Source organism: Thiobacillus sp., assembly GCF_024708915.1.
This window is the reverse complement of record NZ_JANJXQ010000149.1, coordinates 1-17,216: the sequence shown is the minus strand read 5'-3', so window position 1 is coordinate 17,216 and position 17,216 is coordinate 1. Positions and strand designations below refer to the sequence as shown.

Sequence of the window (17,216 nt, the reverse complement as noted above, 5' to 3'; positions counted from 1 at the left end):
CTCGCCGCGGCGGAAGCGGTAAATCGCCTGCTTCGGGTCGCCCACCATGAACACCGTCATGCCGCTGTCGGCCGCGCCTGCCTCGGCCAGCCAGGTTGACAGCGCCTGCCATTGCAGCGGATTGGTGTCCTGGAATTCGTCCAGCAGCAGATGCCGGTAGCGCGCATCCAGCTTCAGCGCCAAGGCCGGCGCGTGCTCCTCGCTCTGCAGCAGGCGGCAGGCCAGCCATTCGGCGTCGGCGAAGTCGATCACGCCCTGCTGTGACTTGGCTGCCTGGTACGTGGTGAGCAGTGCGTGGCCGAGCAGCAGGCCGTCGCGGTTGAGGTTCCAGATGCGGATGTCGGTCTGGATCGCGGTGATGGTTTCGAGCGCGGTTTCCAGCGCGTCGAGGTCGCGCAGGTAGGCGTCGAGCCCGGCGCCGAGCGCCTTTTCCAGTTCGCGGGTGGCCTGCTTCTTGCGCCGCGCGCCGGCGGTCATCAGGCGCGTCATCAGCACGCCGTGCGCTGCTTGCGGCGCCAGCTTCGACGCGTCGAGAATGTCGCGCGCCCGTTCGGCCTCGGTTTTCGACCCTTTTTCCAGTGCCAGGCCCAGCCGCCTCACCCGTGCCGCCATCGCTTGGTCGGTCCAGAAGGCCGTCACCGGATCGCTGTCCAGATCGGGATGCAGACCGGGCCGCAATTGTTCCAGCGCATACGCCACCGGGTCGGGCTGGCCGTCGGTATAGGCCCACCACTCCGCTCGCGCCTGCATAAAATGCGCAAGCTGCGCATGCAGACCGTGCTCGCCGATCGCGTCGAGCAAGGCCAGCAGCGCGGTGCCTTCCGCCGATTCCGGCGCCGCCGCCCATTTCGTCAGCAGCTGGTCGCGCACCTCGTCCTGCAGCTGCCGTTCGCGCTCCAGCAGCGGCGCACCCCATGGCAATCCGGCTTCCAGCGGCGCACGCTTCAGCAGATCGAGAAACCAGCCGTGAAAGGTCGTCACCGTCGGCCCCGGCTGCGCAGTCAGCACCGTCTCCAGCAGTCCGCGCGCGTGCGGCAGCAGCGCCTCGATCTCGGCGTCCGGCACCGCACGTTCACGCAGAAATTCGCGCACCGTCGTGTCGTCTTCCAGCGCCAGCAGCCGCAGCCACGTATGCAGGCGGTCGGTCATCTCCTGCGCCGCCTTGCGCGTGAAGGTAATCGCCAGCAGTTCCGAGGGTTCGGCGCCCGCCAGCAGCAGGCGGATCATGCGCGACACCAAGAGCCAGGTCTTGCCGCTGCCGGCGCAGGCTTCCACTACCGCTGAGCGGGCGGGGGACAGGGCGGTGGCGGTATCGAGGGGGGCGGTCATGGAGCGTGTCTGCGGGTCAAATCAAAATGAAGTTTACGTCACAAGATCGCCAGGCCGAACGACCTCTTGGCTGTTCGCGACGACACAGTCTCTTGCTCTCAATAGGATGGCCGTAGGAGGCGACGGCTTCAAAGCGATTGCCAGCTGAGCTTTGACTTGGTAAGTTGGCAAATCATGACGCTCAAGTCATTTTAAAGGAGGGCTAAACATGGTTAAGTCCCGTATCCCCCGCATTAGAGGCAACTCTAGGGAAGAGGTATTTGCTTGGTTTTCGACACTGCATAAGCGGGGATTACTTTTCTGTCTTGATAATGACCCGCGAGAGCTTTTCAAGATTTCAGACGACTCACGTCTCTTCACAAATGAAGAAGCGGCTGAAATTTCGACAATTCTCCATGCTCTTTTTGTAAGACACGGTGACGTGCTTCATGAATTGGCATTTGAAGTGGTCAGCAGAACGTTCCACACTCGCGCCGAGCGCCGGGCATTCAAAATCATGTATGGCTGATGTGGTTGATGCGGCGACACGAAGCCGCATGATGGCGGGCATCCGGGTAAAGAACACTCGCCCAGAGATAATCATCAGAAAAGGCCTGCACGCCCGGGGTTTTCGCTATTCGCTGCACCCGAAAGGCTTGCCGGGCAAGCCCGACATTGTTATGCCAAGGTGGCATGTGACCATATTTATCCATGGCTGCTTTTGGCACAGGCATGGTTGTTCCTTGTCCAAGTTACCAGTAAGCAATCCCGCATTCTGGGAGAGCAAGCTTGCTGCTAATCGTTCCCGCGATGATGTGGTGAAGAGGCAGTTAGCTGCAGCTGGATGGCGCACAGCTATTGTTTGGGAATGTGCTACACGTGGAAGGCTTGCTAGAGAACGCCTTACCTGTCTGATTGACAGGTTGGCGACCTGGATTCGTGACCAAGATGGGCCGCCGACATTGGAAATCGCGGGCGCGGATCTCCTCATGTTATCGTCGCCAGCAGGCGACAAAAACATTTCAAAATGACATACAAAATAATTGATCTGTTCGCCGGACCAGGCGGGCTTGGGGAAGGCTTTGCCACCCTGAATGAAGGCAGGACATTCAATATTGTGGTGTCCGCGGAAATGGAAGCCAGTGCGCACCAGACGTTGACCCTGCGAAGTTTTTTCAGGCATGTTCAGGGGGACTCCAAAGCGCTGCGCGCGTATTACGACTTCTGCAATTTTGACCACGCGCCACATCCGCGTGATCTGTTTCCTGCGGCTTGGGCGGTAGCGACTGGTGAGGCCAAGCAGCTAACCCTTGGAAACCAGGAACACAACGAACTTCTGGATGCGCGTATTGCGAGTCACAAACTGAAAGAAGACGATACGATACTGATTGGCGGGCCGCCATGTCAGGCTTACTCACTTGTTGGGCGTGCCCGCAACATGGGGAAAATTAATTACGTTGCAGAAAATGACCACAGGCATTTTTTGTACCGCGAATATCTTCGTATTCTCCACAAAGCTAGACCTGCTGTTTTCGTGATGGAAAACGTGAAAGGTATCCTTTCGTCAACCGTCGGGGGGCGCCGGGTGTTTCATGACATTCTTAGCGATCTTACCGATCCCGGTTCGGCGCTTGGCAAGGGAAAAGGCATTCGGTACACCCTTCACTCTCTAGTGAAGCCGACCAGCTTTGAGCCGGGGATGGATCCAGTGAGCATCGATGCAAGAAATTTCATTATTCACGCCGAGCGTTACGGTATCCCGCAAGCCCGGCACCGCGTGATTATTCTGGGTGTGCGAGAGGATATGAGGTATGACGGCGCACATCTTCTTGGTGAGGTGCCACAAGTGACGGTCAGAAGCGCCTTGAAAGGCCTCCCACGTCTACGCAGTAAATTGGGTCGGGATGACAATCCTGAAAAATGGCGCGATGTTGTCGCGCAGTTGGGCCGCGATCTTGCTGAAGATGCGACGCGCCTAAATGAGTTTGAATTGGCAGAATGGCTGACGAATGCCGCTATGTCCCTCCCAGGTAATCTGGAAACAGGGGCGTTACGTTTCTCCAAGCGAGGAAATACAAATAGCTCTACTAGTTTTCAAAAATGGGTGCATGACAGCAATCTCCAAGTCTGGTTGAACCATGAAACACGGTCACACATGCCGAGTGACATGGGGCGCTACCTGTACGCATCTGTTTTTGCAGAGCAATATGGGCATTCACCCAAGGGGCATGAAGAATTTGCGCTCAAAGGACTTGCGCCTGATCACGCGAACTGGGAAACGGGCAAATTCGCAGACCGATTCAAGGTACAGCGTTATGACGCGCCCAGCACCACGGTGACAAGCCATATTTCCAAGGATGGTCATTACTATATCCACCCTAACCCCCTGCAATGCCGCAGTTTGACGGTGCGCGAAGCGGCGAGATTGCAAACATTCCCTGACAACTATTTTTTCCAGGGAAACCGCACACAGCAGTACCACCAAGTGGGGAACGCGGTCCCTTCACTATTGGCGAACCAGATTGCGCGTGTTTGTGAGTCGATTTTTTCTAACCGATGAGGTTGGACTTACAGCAATTGCATCAACTGTTGATACGGGAGAAATAAAGGGTGGGGATGAAAATGGTAAACGCTGCCCCACGAGCTTCTATCCTTATCGAGAGCATGCGGGATATTGGTTATACGCTGGAAACGGCTCTTGCTGATGTCGTTGATAACTCGATCACAGCTGGTGCCAAGACCATCACGATGGTTGCCGACACCAATAATCCAGAGCCCTACCTTTCCATTGTTGACGATGGCAGCGGCATGGATGTAGATGAATTGCTCGATGCCATGCGACTTGGAAGTCGTAGTCCACTGGACAAACGGGACAGCGGCGACTTGGGTCGGTTTGGCTTGGGGATGAAGACGGCCTCCTTTTCTCAATGCCGTAGGTTGACCGTCGTTTCACGAAAGAATGGCAAAACCGCGTGCGCCCGTTGGGACCTCGACAACGTGGAAAAAGCAGATGACTGGCTGGTAGAGTTGCCATCTGACGCAACTGAAATACTTTGTGCGGATATGCTCGGTCAAAATGGCACGCTGATCCTGTGGGAAAAACTGGACCGCCTTGCTGACAGGAGCTCGACTGATGACGGGAATCGACATCTTGTTCGACGAATCGATGAAGCTATTGAGCATCTTGAATTGGTCTTCCATCGCTTCCTTTCCGGCGAGCGGGGTATAAAACGGGTCACGATGCTTCTCAACGGACGCAGACTTGAGCCGTTCGATCCATTTCATACGGCACACCCTGCAACAATTACCGGTCCTGTAGAGGTAATCCGCTTGAACGGACAAGAAATTACAGTCCAGACATTCACGCTACCGCATCACAAGAAGGCGTCTCTTCCAGATTGGGAAAAATACGCAGGCCGAGCGGGCTACCTGAAAAATCAGGGTTTCTACGTTTATCGCGGCAGGCGGCTGATCATACATGGCACGTGGTTCGGCCTCGCACGGCAGATGGAGCTGACAAAACTGGCTCGGGTTCGCATCGACATGCCAAACGGACTGGACGCTGACTGGAAGATTGACGTCAAGAAGGCCTCGGCCCATCCACCGCGTCAGGTTCGAGATCGCCTCCGCCGGATAATCGAAACCATCGGTGCGACTTCAAGGCGCGTTTACACTGCGCGCGGGCGAAAGTTGATCAGCGACAGTCGCCTGCCGGTATGGCTTCGCATTCAGGACAAGAACGAAATTTCATACCGGGTCAATCCAGATCATCCCGTCCTCGTTGATTTCATGTCGCGCCTGACTGCCGAAATGAAGCACGATTTCCTGAAAATCCTCGAGATGACAGGTGCGGCAATCCCGGTTGATGCGCTGTTCGCTGATATCAGTAGCCAGCCCGAGAAGATTGCTGGAAGCGCAATGTCTTCAGTGGCTCAGGAGCATGTTGTAGCCGCGACATTCAGGCACTTATCACAGTCGGGTTTGAATAATGAGGACATCATCGAAATGCTGAGAGTCACCGAGCCGTTTCGGTCAAGCTGGGAACAAACGCAGCAAATCATTCAAACGATAATTCAGGAGGGTAGCGCTGATGCATGAAGGACTTCAAATGCTGGAGAACATGGTAGGTGCGCAACTTGCGAAAGAACCGATTCCGACTCCGCAGCGTATCAGGGAATTGATTGAAACCGTGCGGAACTTGCCTTTCTGCGCCAACGTGTCATCAGATGAAGCCGAAAGACTAGCTCTTGAATTCGAGGAGCGCCACGGTGTTGAGATGAAGATCGGCGCCTTTCTCACCAAAACAGATTACGAGCCGTGGCTAGATACTGCACGTGCCAGCATCATCCCTTATTACTGGAATCGTTACCGTCAACTACTTGTTCAGCAGGGCTTCTCGGGCCATGTGCTCGCCACCTTGGATGACGTGACTGACCGTATTCTAAGCCTGCTTGAAAATCCGCAGAAGCCTGGCAGGTGGGACCGGCGTGGCATGGTTGTAGGGCATGTCCAGTCAGGGAAGACTGCTAACTATACGGGGCTGATCTGCAAGGCGGCTGATGCCGGTTACCGGCTGATTATTGTCATCGCGGGCGTCCACAACAATCTGCGCAATCAGACGCAGATTCGCATTGACGAGGGATTCGTTGGTCGGGATAGCGCGCGGATGCTCACTACACGAGACGAACAGGTTATCGGCGTCGGAAAATTTGATAGCAGCAGGCGGCCTGTGACCTTCACCAACTCCGTACGTGATTTCAACAAAGTTATGGCGACCGGCGTTGGTGTGCCTCTCCAGAACCTTAACGAACCCGCGATATTCGTTATCAAGAAAGAATCAAATACCCTGAAAAATCTGCTCGAATGGCTGAAGGAACACAGCGCGCGCGGCGGCACAGATTCAGTCGATGCGCCGATGTTGCTGATCGATGATGAAGCCGATAATGCCTCGATCAACACGAAGCATGGCAAGGGGGAGGTAACACGGATTAACGGACAGATACGCGACCTACTCAATATGTTTGAGCGGAGCTGTTACGTTGGTTACACCGCCACACCCTTCGCGAATATCTTCATCGACCCGGCTACCGATGACGAGATGCGCGGCGCGGATCTTTTCCCGAAAGATTTCATCGTCAGCCTCGATCCGCCGACGAACTACTTCGGGGCAAACCGGGTTTTTCTCGAGGACGCCGACAGGATCATCCGGCATATCGATGACAACGAGGAGCGCCTCCCCCTCAAGCATGCGACAGATTTCACGGTGACGACGCTGCCGCCAAGCCTTGTGACGGCAGTGCGCGCATTCGTGGTCGCCAAGGCGATCCGTATCGCGCGTGGGCAGGTGGCCGTGCATTGCTCGATGCTGGTCAATGCATCAATCAAGAATGCCGTCCAGCGGCAACTTCGAAATGAGCTGCACATCGCGCTTGAAGAGTTGCAGGCGAGCGTACGAGTGAACGCAGCCTTGCCGCCAGCCGAAGCCTTGCGCGATCCCGCGATCCGGGCACTGCATGAGGTATGGGCCGACGAGTATGAAGATACGGCCGGGTGTGACTGGCCAGCGGTGCAAAAGCGGCTTCACGAGGCGGCAGCATCGATACGAACCGTACTCATCAACAGCAAGTCGGCTGACGTGCTCGACTATGCCGGGCACGCGAAAACCGGGCTCAGTGTCATCGCGGTGGGCGGCTTCTCGCTCTCGCGCGGACTGACGCTCGAAGGGCTGATGGTCAGCTACTTCCTGCGCAACTCGATGATGTATGACACGTTGATGCAGATGGGGCGCTGGTTCGGGTACCGGCAGGGTTATGACGATCTCTGCCGTGTCTGGATGCCTGAAGAGGCCGAAGGCTGGTATACCCATATCGCCGAAGCGATTGAAGAACTGCGCGAGGAGTTACGCATCATGCAGGCCGCGAACGCTACGCCCGAACAATTCGGGCTCAAGGTTCGCAGCCACCCGGACACGCTGATCGTGACGGCACGTAACAAGATGGGTTCAGGCGAGAAGTTGCGCGTGTCGATCGGACTGGGCGAGAGGTTTGCCGAGACTGCGATCCTGAAGCGAGACCCCGCCAGCTTGGCAGCGAATAGACTGGCGGCACGTCAGTTGGCTGATAAGTTGGCCGAGGCAGGTAAACCATTGTCTAGCGCTGCGGAAGTTACTGGTGGGCGTCTCCTGCAGGGTGTTCCGCCCGGGATGGTGGAAGAGTTCATCTCGGCATTCCAGAATCACCCCGGGTCAATGCTGACTGAGCCTGGACCGGTGCGACGATATATCGAGGATCGACGCGACACAGAGCTTGCGAGTTGGGATGTGCTGTTTACGGGCGTCAAAACCCCCGATGCCCAAGGGCTGACTGACGTTTCACTTGGCATTCCGATCTATTGCCAGCGGCGCAGCGCGGGCAACAGGAGTGATTGCAATACTCTGCGGGTGACAAACAAGCAGAGGGTGGCGTCGCGCGGGGTGGAGAAGACGGGCCTGACACCAGCACAAATAGAAGGTGTGGAAAAGGCATATAGAGAAGCAGAGGGTAAGGAAAATTATCCAGATCGCATCTACCGGAGGATGCGCGAGCGGCCACTGCTGATCGTGCATCTCCTCGCAATCGGGAACGAGCACGAAGATCTTCGTGGCCAGAAGCCGACTGTTGCTTGGAGCATCAGTTTTCCGCGTACGGCAATGGAGGAAATGCGGGTCGAATATGTCGTCAACACGACATGGTGGAAGGAAAACTACCGTGATGAGCTGGACGACGACGAGATAGCGGGCGACGATGTCTGATGACCCTTGGAAGGATTTGACGCCGCCATCAAGTGCTGATGCTCTCAACGCACGCCGCGTCGATGCAGAAATGCCGTGGGGTTTCTTTTGGGCGCGTGGTATCGACCGCCGCTGTCTGCTGTTGCTGCGTCATGCCGAGGAAGCATCACCCAAGGCACGATTGCCGCGTCTGAAGGGGATCGAGACTACGCTGACCGATGCTGACGGAGATCGCAACCAGACACTGATTCTGCGTCTCATGGATACTGCACAGCGCGACATCTTCCATCGACTGTGTCTCGACATCATGATGTCTGCCGCAGGTGCCGCTTCCGAGACAGAAGCAGTGGCGGTTGCATTGGCGCGCACATGGCGGTGGCACCACCTTCTGCGCGGCGGTGGAGATGGACGCCTTTCACCCGAAGAGCAGAAAGGGCTGATCGGCGAATTGCTTGTACTTGATCAACTGCTACGCAGTCTTTCCGCCCACGATGCAGTTTCTTCTTGGCGTGGGCCGCTAGGTGCGCCCAAAGATTTTGAAGTGGGAAGGGTTTCTGTCGAAGCGAAGGCTCGCCGCGGCGCAGCAACTCCATATATCGCTATTTCTTCCGAGCACCAACTTGATATAACTGGTGTCGATACGCTGTTCCTCCATGTCGCCGAACTCGATCAGGCGCAATCCGATACACCGAGTGGATTTACCCTATCCGAAATCGCGCGACGACTGCATTCTGCGATCGGAATCACTGACCAACTGGCAGCCGATTTGTTTGAAACCCTCCTTTCCGCCGCAGGGTTTGACTGGGAAGACGACTATTCAGACGTGAAATGGATACAGGGGCCAGATCGCCTTTATCGTGTTGGCGATGGCTTCCCCTGCATCACTCCCGCATCGTTTCCGGGGGGCGTTCTCAACGTTCGATATTCAGTCTCGCTGTTTGAATGCGAGCCTTTCCGCGTGTCGGCTGAAATTTTGACTACTGCGCTTGCAGGAGCGTCTCATGGCGATTGAACTGGAAGAGTTTTATCAGGATTTCTTTCAAGGGATTCTTGCAGCAGCCGATGCTGGTGGTAAATGGGCCGAAGATGCTTTCTTCGACATCTTTTGCGAGTATCTGATCGATGCTGGTGAACTCAATACGGCTGACCGCGCAGCCTACACGCCACCTAAAGGCGGCGTGCGGGTGGATGGCTATGGTGGTGATCCGATCGCGAGCGAGGGCGTCCTCAGCCTGATTGTGGTGGACTTCAATCAGTCGCCAAACATCGGAACACTCACTGCGTCTGATATGGACGCGATATTCAAGAGGGCCTCGAATTTTCTAGTGAAGGCACTCGACCACGCCTTCCGGAACAGCTTGGAAGAAACAGCTCCGGCGTTCGGTCTTGCGGACCTGATTGCAAAACGATGGCCAGACATCTCCAAGGTCCGCCTCTTTCTTATTAGTAATCGTGTCCTTAGCTCGAAAGTTGATGGCCGGGCAGCGGGTGAACACGAAGGGGTTCCAGTCACTTATAGCGTCTGGGATTTGGGGCGCTTACACCGCTTTGCCGCGGCAGGGTTTGGGCGTGAGGAATTAGTGGTAGACCTCGAAGGTGAGTTTGGTGGGGTTCTCCGCGTTCTGCCAGCCCACCTAAACGATGCAGGGTATGAGGCCTATCTCGTCGTTGTACCTGGATCGCAGCTTGCTGCCATATACGACCGATGGGGTGCGAGGTTGCTGGAGCAGAATGTGCGCGTTTTTCTTCAGGCGCGCGGAGATGTGAACAAAGGCATCCGAAACACGATCGAGAATGATCCGGAAATGTTCTTTGCTTACAACAATGGCATTACAGCGACCGCTGAGGGCGTTGAGACTCGCCATGATGAGGATGGGCTGGTGTTGACGGAATTGCGCAACCTCCAGATCGTGAATGGCGGGCAGACGACCGCCTCCATACATGCGGCGAGCCGGAAAAAAGATGTTGATTTGTCCCGTGTCTTTGTTCAGATGAAGCTTTCAATCGTTGAACCTGCACGCGCAATGGACGTGGTCCCAAAGATTTCGGAATATGCCAATAGCCAGAATCGCGTCAATGCGGCGGATTTTTTCGCCAACCATCCATTCCACGTCCGGATGGAGGAATTTTCCCGCCGCATCTTCGCGCCATCACCCGATGGCACCTTTCGTGAATCCAAATGGTTTTACGAGCGCGCACGTGGGCAGTATCAGGATGCACGTGCCTTGTTGACGGAGGCACAGCGAAAGAGATTCGATCTGGAGTATCCGAAGCAACAACTGATTTCGAAGACTGATCTCGCAAAGTTTCTCAATTCTTGGGAGGGGCATCCGGATACTGTCAGCAAAGGATCGCAGAAGAATTTTTCGGAGTTTGCCAAAGAAATCGGCCGCAAATGGACAAAGCAGTCAGACTCGTTCAACGAGACCTTCTACCGCCATGCAATTGCCAAGACGATTGCTTTCCGGGAAACGGAAAAGCTGGTTTCTGAACAGCCTTGGTATCAGGGCGGTGGTATTCGGTCTCGTGTTGTACCGTACGCTTTGGCTAAGTTTGCCCATGATGCTGAGCGGCAAGGTAGATATGTCGATTTCGACCGCATCTGGCGTGCACAAAGCCTGTCGGACGATCTGAAGCGAGTACTCGCTATTGCATCGGAAGCCGTGCATGGAGTGATAATGGGGGTAACCAACGAAATTCCAAACCCTCTGGAATGGGCGAAGCAGCAAGCATGCTGGAGTCGAGTCATGGAGCTTAAAATCCTTTGGCCTGAGGACTGGCTTGATACTCTGCTGACTGGAGATGAGCAAAAAGAAACCAAGCGTTCTGCCGTCAAGGATCAGCGCATGTTGAATGGTATCGAAGCACAAACAGCAGTTATTAAAGCAGGCAAGGAATTCTGGAGAAATGCCAAGGCATGGGGTGCCGCGAAGGAACTCCTGACAGCTACGGAGTCAGGAATTCTCGATGTTGCTGCTTCGGTCCCCGCCAAGATTCCAAGCGAGAAACAGTGTATCCGGGCTATTGAAACCTTGCGGAAACTCCACCTTGAGGGATTTCAGCATGGGTTGGATTTGGTGCAGTAAACCCAGTCAAGCCAGCATCTCCAGCAATACCGGATGCCAAAGCGCAAGATCGATTTTCCCCATTCTGCTGCCGAGTCGTTTTTTGTCCACCGAGCGTAGTTGGTCCAGCAGGATGCGCGCGGATTTGCCCTTGAACTCGACTTCGGGGCGGCAGCCGAGCGCTTGTCCGCCGCTGGTGAGTGGGGCGATGATGACGCGCGGCAGGGCGGCATTCATGTCGTCCGGCGACACGATTAACGCGGGACGGGTTTTCTGGATTTCGCTGCCGATGGTGGGGTCGAGGTTGACCCAGTAAACCTCGCCGCGCTTTACCACACCCATTCTTCGTCGCCCTCGTCGACCGGGATGGTGTCGAGTACGGCTTCGCCGTTTTCGGCCTGATAGCCATCAAACCAGCCAGCGCGGGGTTGCTTGAGCGCTTCAATCACGAGCTTCTTGCCTTTGATCTGCAGATCGACGGCATCTTTCAGACCACATGAGGCGAGGATGGCGGCGGGGATGATGACGCCCTTTGAGTTGCCTACTTTAACCAGGTTGATGCGCATGATGGTTCTTCCTCCAGCATTGATAAGTTAAAACAATGTTATTACATGCTTGGGGCGTCAGGCAACTGTTTCCGTAGCATTCCACATCCCTTTCCGGCACAGCCCGCGCGCTTCGCAGAATTGGCAGACGGAATCGATCCCCGATGCGGGAAGCGCTGCGCCTGCGGCAATCGCTTCGAGCAGTTCCGGCAGGCGGCGGCCGATGGCGTCGACGTCAGTTTCGCCATCCAGTTCGAGCGGGATGACGGGGATTTCGTTGATCGGCAGGTAGGCGGCGGCGGCGTCGGCAAGCCAGGCGTAGAACGGCAGCTGGATGGCCTCGGCGGGATCCTTGAGCTTTTTCTTGAGACCTTGCGCGGCGCCGGTTTTGTAGTCGATGACGGTGCGGGCGTCGCCCTTCTGGTCGACGCGGTCGACGCGACCGTGCAGGGTGACCTCGCCGAGGTCGGCGACGCTGAACGGCATTTCGAACAGGGTTTCGCCGGACTGGTAATGCCAGCCCTGGGCGGCCCACTCCAGCCAGGCATCGACGTAGGCGGGCTGGATTTTTTCCCAGCGGTTGCGCCAGGCGGCGGCGGTCCAGGCCGGCAGCGCGGCGAATTCGGCAGTGGAGATTTCCTCCAGCCGGGCCAGTGCGGCGGCGCGCTCGGGCGGCGGTGCGCCGTCGTGAAAGGTCTTGAGGATGCGGTGCAGCGCAGTGCCGTAATCGCTCTTGTCGAGCGCGTCGTCGGCTTCGTCGAGTTCCCGTATGCCGAGCACGTTTTTGACGAAAAACCGGTACGGGCAATCGAGCAGGGTCTGGTAGGCGGTGGGCGAATAGCGTCGCGGCAGCTGCGCGGCGGATAGCGTGGGCGCAGGCTGTTCGCTGGCGCCGGGCAACGGGCTGGGCCGGGCGGGCGGCTCGCCGCTGGCCTGTTCGGGCAGGGCGGCGCCCCATGCGGCCAGATGCAGGGCCTGCAGCCGCAATATCAGTTGCGAGGCGGGATTGGGCTCGTCGTTGTTCCATGCCTGCCAGCTCAGCAGTGCTGGCCCCTGCGTCAGCAGCGGGATCAGGTCGGTGGTGGCGGCTTCGGCCTCGATGGCGGCAGTGGACAGGCCGAGTTGCGCACGGGTGGCCTGGCTGAACAGGCCGGGTGCGGAGCGCGCGGGCAGGCGGCGGGCGTCGGCGCCGATCACTGCGACCGCGTCGAACAGGCGCCCGCGCGCGGCAGGTAGAGAAGTTAGCACGATGGGGCTGGCGATGCGGGTATCGATGAAGCTGGCCGACTCCAGCGCCAGATTGAGCCAGCGCCGCCATTCGCCGAAGCCGTATTTTTCGCCGTCGTCCACCAGCTCGCGGCGCAGGGTGTCGAGCGTGGCGAGCAGACTGGCGCCGGCGGCATCCATCTGGAGCGGCGCGATGGCGTCCAGTTTGTCGAGGCTGTCGATGAGACGGGTGAGCCAGGCTACCAACGGTGCGCGGCTTTGGGAGAAGCCTCGCCGGGCGTCGAACAATGCGGCAAGCCAGGGCGGCGATGCACCGAATTGCGCATGCGCCAGCCGCTGGATATCGGCCATGCCTTGCGCCACGCCCTGCCGCCGCAGCGCGAGTTCGAGTTGCAGCACCTGGTCCTGCCGCGCCGCGAGCCCGCCCAGCAGAAAGGGCGACTTCAGCAGATCGAGCAATTCGATATGCGGGAAATCGTGCGCGACGCATTCCAGCCAGCGGTCGATCACCGCGGCGGCGGCAGTGGTCGACAGTGCCCAGCCGGTTTCGTCGGCGACCAGCACGTCCGTGCGTTCGAGCAGCGCACGCACCCGGCGTGCGGTTTCGCGGTCGAGCGCGATCAGCGCGATATCGCGCTTTCCGGCGTGCAATTGCGCCGTCACCCAGGTGGCGACGGCGCGCGCCTCGGCTTCCAGGTGCGGTGCGGGATACAGCGTCAGGTGCGGGTGCACGGGAGAGCGGGGGTGAATGGCCGCCAGCATGGCGGCGCGCTCGCCCAGCGGCGGCGCGATTTTCTGCCAGGCCTGATGCAGGGTGAATGCCACGCCGTCGGCAGCCGCGGCGGCGGGCTCGAACAGCGTGACAGGCGCATGCTCGGCACAGCGGTCGAGAAATTGCCGTTCGATGGCGGTCAGCGTTCCCAGCGCGTAGCCGTAAACGGGCTGCGGCGCGGACCGGCATTGCTCAAGCAGCCTGTCGAGCGCGCGCGCGTAATGGGCCTGCGGGTCGCTGCCGTCGTTGTTGAGCGCCTGCCATACCGCCTCGATCAGTGCGGTTTCGCGGTCGGGTGCAGCGGCATGCAGCGCGCGGATGCGCGATCCGATGGCGGCGCCCAGCCGGGCGGCGGAAAGTTCATCGGCCAGCTGCAGCAACTCGCTGGCGAGCGCCCATCGGTCGACCGCACCCAGCCAGTCGATAGTGCGCAGTACGCCGTGCAGCCGCGCCAGCCGCCGCGCATGCGGCTCGGCGCGGCCGTCGGCCATGCTTGTGCCCTGCAGGGTGCTTTCGGCCCAGGTTTTCAGCGGCGCGATGCGCGGCGGGATCAGCGCGGCCAGGCCGGCAGCCTGCGCCAGCGCGCGGGCGAAATCCTGTCCGGCGCGGTGGTTGGGAACCAGCAGCGTCAGCCCGGAGAGATCGGGCAGGCGGTCGGCGTGGCGGTCGAGCAGGGCACGGGCGGCGGCGTGCGCCATGGGCGGGCCGCCCAGGAGAATCGTTGCGATTCCCACCGGGGTTATTGATTCGGCCAGATGAAGTTTGAAGTGGGATCAAGGTTCGGTCTGCCCGGGCTGTGCGTGGCAGCGCGGGAGGCCGAATCGATAAGCATTGAAAACAGCGTTCTATTGAGACGGGCCAACGAACCGGTCAAAGCATGATGCCGTGAGAAATACAATGCGGGTTCAAACATCATCGGACCGTCTCAATAATCTAAAAACGGGGGTTGGGTGCGCCCGCCCGGCGGGTGGCGCGGGGAGCGGTCAACTGCGGTTGTTCGGCTCAACGTTCCAGGTACTGGCGCTTGTCCTTGACGCCGGCCCATTCGTCGGCATCGGGCAGCGGGTCCTTGCGTTCGATGATGACTTTCCACTCTTTGGCAAGCTCGGCATTGAGCGCGATGTAGGCACGCTGGTCGTCCGGCACGTCGTCCTCGGCATAGATGGCCTCGACCGGGCATTCGGCCACGCACAGGGTGCAGTCGATGCACTCCTCGGGGTCGATGACGAGGAAATTGGGACCTTCATGGAAGCAGTCCACCGGACAGACATCGACACAATCGGTGTATTTGCACTTCACGCAGGCGTCGGCTACAACGTAGGTCATTCGTTTTTACCCTGATGATTTGAGACATGCCCGGATGCTTGCAGGCGGCAATTTTGATGTAGCATATCGCCACAAAACCGATTTTTCCAGTATTACCACCTTCCCAAACCGTCCAGGCCGCATCCGGCCAACCGCATCTTCAAAATAGGAGCCTCACCGATGAGCGAGCATGTTCATTACATATCCGACGATTCCTTCGAACAGGAAGTCCTGCAGGCGGGCGTGCCCGTGCTGGTGGATTACTGGGCAGACTGGTGCGGCCCCTGCAAGATGATCTCGCCGATCCTCGACGAAGTGGCCAAGGAATATTCCGGCAAGCTCAAGGTGTGCAAGCTCAATATCGACGAGAACCAGGCCACCCCGCCCAAGTTCGGCATCCGCGGCATCCCCACCCTGATGATCTTCAAGAACGGCAATGTCGAGGCCACCAAGGTCGGCGCCTTGTCCAAGTCGCAACTTACCGCTTTCGTCGACAGCAACATCTAAACCGTCCTACCGGACGGCGCACCCGCGCGCCGCCTTACCGCAGTGCCGTCCGGCTTCTCTCCCTCTTCGCGTCCGGCTCTTTCAAGCGAGCCCACTCAGGCCCTTTCCATGCATCTTTCCGAACTCAAGCAGAAGCCGATCACCGAGCTCCTCGAAATCGCCGCCGCCAACGGCATCGACAACGCCAACCGTTTTCGCAAACAGGAACTGATCTTCACCATCCTGAAAACGCTGGCCAAGCGCGGCGAGAGCATCTACGGCGACGGCGTGCTGGAAGTGCTGCCGGACGGCTTCGGATTCCTGCGATCGCCGGAAACCTCGTATCTCGCCAACACCGACGACATCTACGTGTCGCCGTCGCAGATCCGCCGCTTCAACCTGCACACCGGCGACAAGATCGAAGGCGAGATCCGCACGCCGAAGGACGGCGAACGCTATTCGGCGATGACCAAGCTCGACAAGATCAACGGCGAGCCGCCCGAGGCGAGCAAGAACAAGATCCTGTTCGAGAACCTCACCCCGCTGCATCCGGACAAGCCGCTCAAGCTGGAACGCGACGTCAAGGCGGAGGAAAACATCACCAGCCGCGTCATCGACATCGTCGCGCCGATCGGCAAGGGTCAGCGCGGCCTCTTGGTGGCGCCGCCGAAATCCGGCAAGACGGTGATGCTGCAGCACATCGCGCACGCCATCAGCGCCAACCATCCGGAAGTCGTGCTGTTCGTGCTGCTGATCGACGAACGCCCGGAAGAAGTCACCGAAATGAGCCGCACCGTGCGCGGCGAAGTCGTCGCCTCGACCTTCGACGAACCCGCCAGCCGCCACGTGCAGGTGGCGGAAATGGTGATCGAGCGCGCCAAGCGCCTGGTCGAGCACAAGAAGGACGTGGTGATCCTGCTCGATTCCATCACCCGTCTGGCGCGCGCCTACAACACGGTGCAGCCGGCTTCCGGCAAGGTGCTCACCGGCGGCGTCGACGCCAACGCGCTGCAGAAGCCGAAGCGCTTCTTCGGCGCCGCGCGCAACATCGAGGAAGGCGGCAGCCTCACCATCCTCGCCACCGCGCTGGTCGAAACCGGCAGCCGCATGGACGACGTGATCTATGAAGAGTTCAAGGGCACCGGCAACCTGGAAATCCATCTCGACCGCAAAATGGCCGAGAAGCGCCAGTACCCCGCCATCAACGTCAACCGCTCCGGCACCCGCCGCGAAGAGCTGCTGATGCCGCACGACATCCTGCAGAAGGTGTGGGTGCTGCGCAAGCTGCTGTACCCGATGGACGACATGGAGGCGATGGAATTCCTGCTCGACAAGATCCGCGCGACCAAAAACAACAGCGAATTTTTCGACTCGATGCGGCGCGGCTGACCGCGAAATGATCATTTGTCCGCGAAGGAACGCGAAGAAATTCGGCGAAACCCGGAGCGCTGGCTGAACGGCGACATCAGGCGGGTTCGCTGCGCTCGACGCTTTCCCTGGTTTTCCTTCACGCCTCTTCGCGTCCTTCGCGGATAAAAATGTTGTTGCCCGCCGTGGCCAGGCCCGCTATAATCTCGCGTTCTCCGAATTCAACCCGTTTAAGGAATTGCCATGAAATCCGGCATTCACCCCGATTACAAGGAAGTCGCCGTGACCTGCTCCTGCGGCAGCACGTTCAAAACCCGCTCCACGCTGGGCAAGGAAGTCCTGCGCGTGGAAGTCTGCGCGGCCTGCCATCC

15 protein-coding genes are annotated in these 17,216 nt (G+C 58.5%); 10 read left to right on the top strand and 5 right to left on the bottom strand.

Going from position 1 to position 17,216, the window contains the following annotated elements; genetic code table 11:
* Positions 1 to 1,329 (bottom strand): exodeoxyribonuclease V subunit beta (locus Q0L94_RS10670; RefSeq protein ID WP_296753156.1); only part of this gene is annotated, 1,329 nt, incomplete at its 3' end.
* A gap of 208 nt (positions 1,330 to 1,537) precedes the next feature.
* Here Q0L94_RS10670 and Q0L94_RS10665 point away from each other — a divergent pair.
* Genes Q0L94_RS10665 through Q0L94_RS10635 form a run of 7 tightly spaced genes read left to right on the top strand, consistent with a single transcriptional unit; the run spans position 1,538 to position 11,163 of the window.
* Positions 1,538 to 1,837: a hypothetical protein gene (locus Q0L94_RS10665; RefSeq protein ID WP_296753154.1), complete on the top strand. Its 300-nt coding sequence runs from the start codon at positions 1,538 to 1,540 to the stop codon at positions 1,835 to 1,837.
* Entirely contained in the window at positions 1,758 to 2,339 is a 582-nt protein-coding gene (locus Q0L94_RS17925; RefSeq protein ID WP_366799467.1) for a very short patch repair endonuclease, read from the top strand. The genes Q0L94_RS10665 and Q0L94_RS17925 overlap by 80 nt, the downstream gene beginning before the upstream one ends.
* Positions 2,336 to 3,868 carry a DNA cytosine methyltransferase gene (dcm, locus tag Q0L94_RS10655; protein WP_296753151.1) on the top strand — a complete coding sequence of 511 codons (1,533 nt, stop codon included), beginning with the start codon at positions 2,336 to 2,338 and terminating at the stop codon, positions 3,866 to 3,868. Before Q0L94_RS17925 ends, dcm begins: the two co-directional genes overlap by 4 nt.
* A gap of 56 nt (positions 3,869 to 3,924) precedes the next feature.
* On the top strand, positions 3,925 to 5,406 hold the full coding sequence (locus Q0L94_RS10650) for an ATP-binding protein (protein WP_296753150.1): 1,482 nt from the start codon (positions 3,925 to 3,927) through the stop codon (positions 5,404 to 5,406).
* A gap of 10 nt (positions 5,407 to 5,416) precedes the next feature.
* Entirely contained in the window at positions 5,417 to 8,098 is a 2,682-nt protein-coding gene (locus tag Q0L94_RS10645; RefSeq protein WP_296753148.1) for a Z1 domain-containing protein, read from the top strand.
* Positions 8,091 to 9,089 carry a PD-(D/E)XK motif protein gene (locus Q0L94_RS10640; RefSeq protein ID WP_296753146.1) on the top strand — a complete coding sequence of 333 codons (999 nt, stop codon included), beginning with the start codon at positions 8,091 to 8,093 and terminating at the stop codon, positions 9,087 to 9,089. The genes Q0L94_RS10645 and Q0L94_RS10640 overlap by 8 nt, the downstream gene beginning before the upstream one ends.
* Positions 9,079 to 11,163, top strand: a complete 2,085-nt coding sequence (locus Q0L94_RS10635; RefSeq protein WP_296753144.1) for an AIPR family protein — start codon at positions 9,079 to 9,081, stop codon at positions 11,161 to 11,163. The genes Q0L94_RS10640 and Q0L94_RS10635 overlap by 11 nt, the downstream gene beginning before the upstream one ends.
* Positions 11,164 to 11,169: 6 nt before the next feature.
* On the opposite strand, the gene Q0L94_RS10630 is transcribed toward Q0L94_RS10635, so the two are convergent.
* The 4 genes from Q0L94_RS10630 to fdxA all read right to left on the bottom strand — a co-directional run bounded on the left by Q0L94_RS10630 (position 11,170) and on the right by fdxA (position 15,012).
* Entirely contained in the window at positions 11,170 to 11,484 is a 315-nt protein-coding gene (locus Q0L94_RS10630) for a type II toxin-antitoxin system PemK/MazF family toxin (protein ID WP_296753143.1), read from the bottom strand.
* On the bottom strand, positions 11,472 to 11,708 hold the full coding sequence (locus tag Q0L94_RS10625; RefSeq protein WP_296753141.1) for an AbrB/MazE/SpoVT family DNA-binding domain-containing protein: 237 nt from the start codon (positions 11,706 to 11,708) through the stop codon (positions 11,472 to 11,474). The genes Q0L94_RS10630 and Q0L94_RS10625 overlap by 13 nt, the downstream gene beginning before the upstream one ends.
* A 57-nt stretch (positions 11,709 to 11,765) precedes the next feature.
* A complete protein-coding gene (locus Q0L94_RS10620; protein WP_296753140.1) occupies positions 11,766 to 14,384 on the bottom strand; it encodes a PD-(D/E)XK nuclease family protein in 2,619 nt (872 codons plus the stop codon).
* Between the two features lie 304 nt (positions 14,385 to 14,688).
* A complete protein-coding gene (fdxA, locus tag Q0L94_RS10615) occupies positions 14,689 to 15,012 on the bottom strand; it encodes a ferredoxin FdxA (protein ID WP_296753138.1) in 324 nt (107 codons plus the stop codon).
* A 159-nt stretch (positions 15,013 to 15,171) separates the two neighbouring features.
* On the opposite strand from fdxA, the gene trxA reads away from it, so the two are divergent.
* From trxA to rpmE, 3 genes are all read left to right on the top strand, one after another.
* The gene (trxA, locus tag Q0L94_RS10610) at positions 15,172 to 15,498 is read left to right on the top strand and encodes a thioredoxin TrxA (protein WP_018076670.1); all 327 of its coding nucleotides are present in this window, start codon (positions 15,172 to 15,174) and stop codon (positions 15,496 to 15,498) included.
* 108 nt (positions 15,499 to 15,606) lie between these two features.
* Positions 15,607 to 16,866: a transcription termination factor Rho gene (gene rho, locus Q0L94_RS10605; protein WP_296753135.1), complete on the top strand. Its 1,260-nt coding sequence runs from the start codon at positions 15,607 to 15,609 to the stop codon at positions 16,864 to 16,866.
* 222 nt (positions 16,867 to 17,088) lie between these two features.
* A partial coding sequence (rpmE, locus tag Q0L94_RS10600) for a 50S ribosomal protein L31 (protein WP_296753158.1) occupies positions 17,089 to 17,216 on the top strand: 128 nt, incomplete at its 3' end.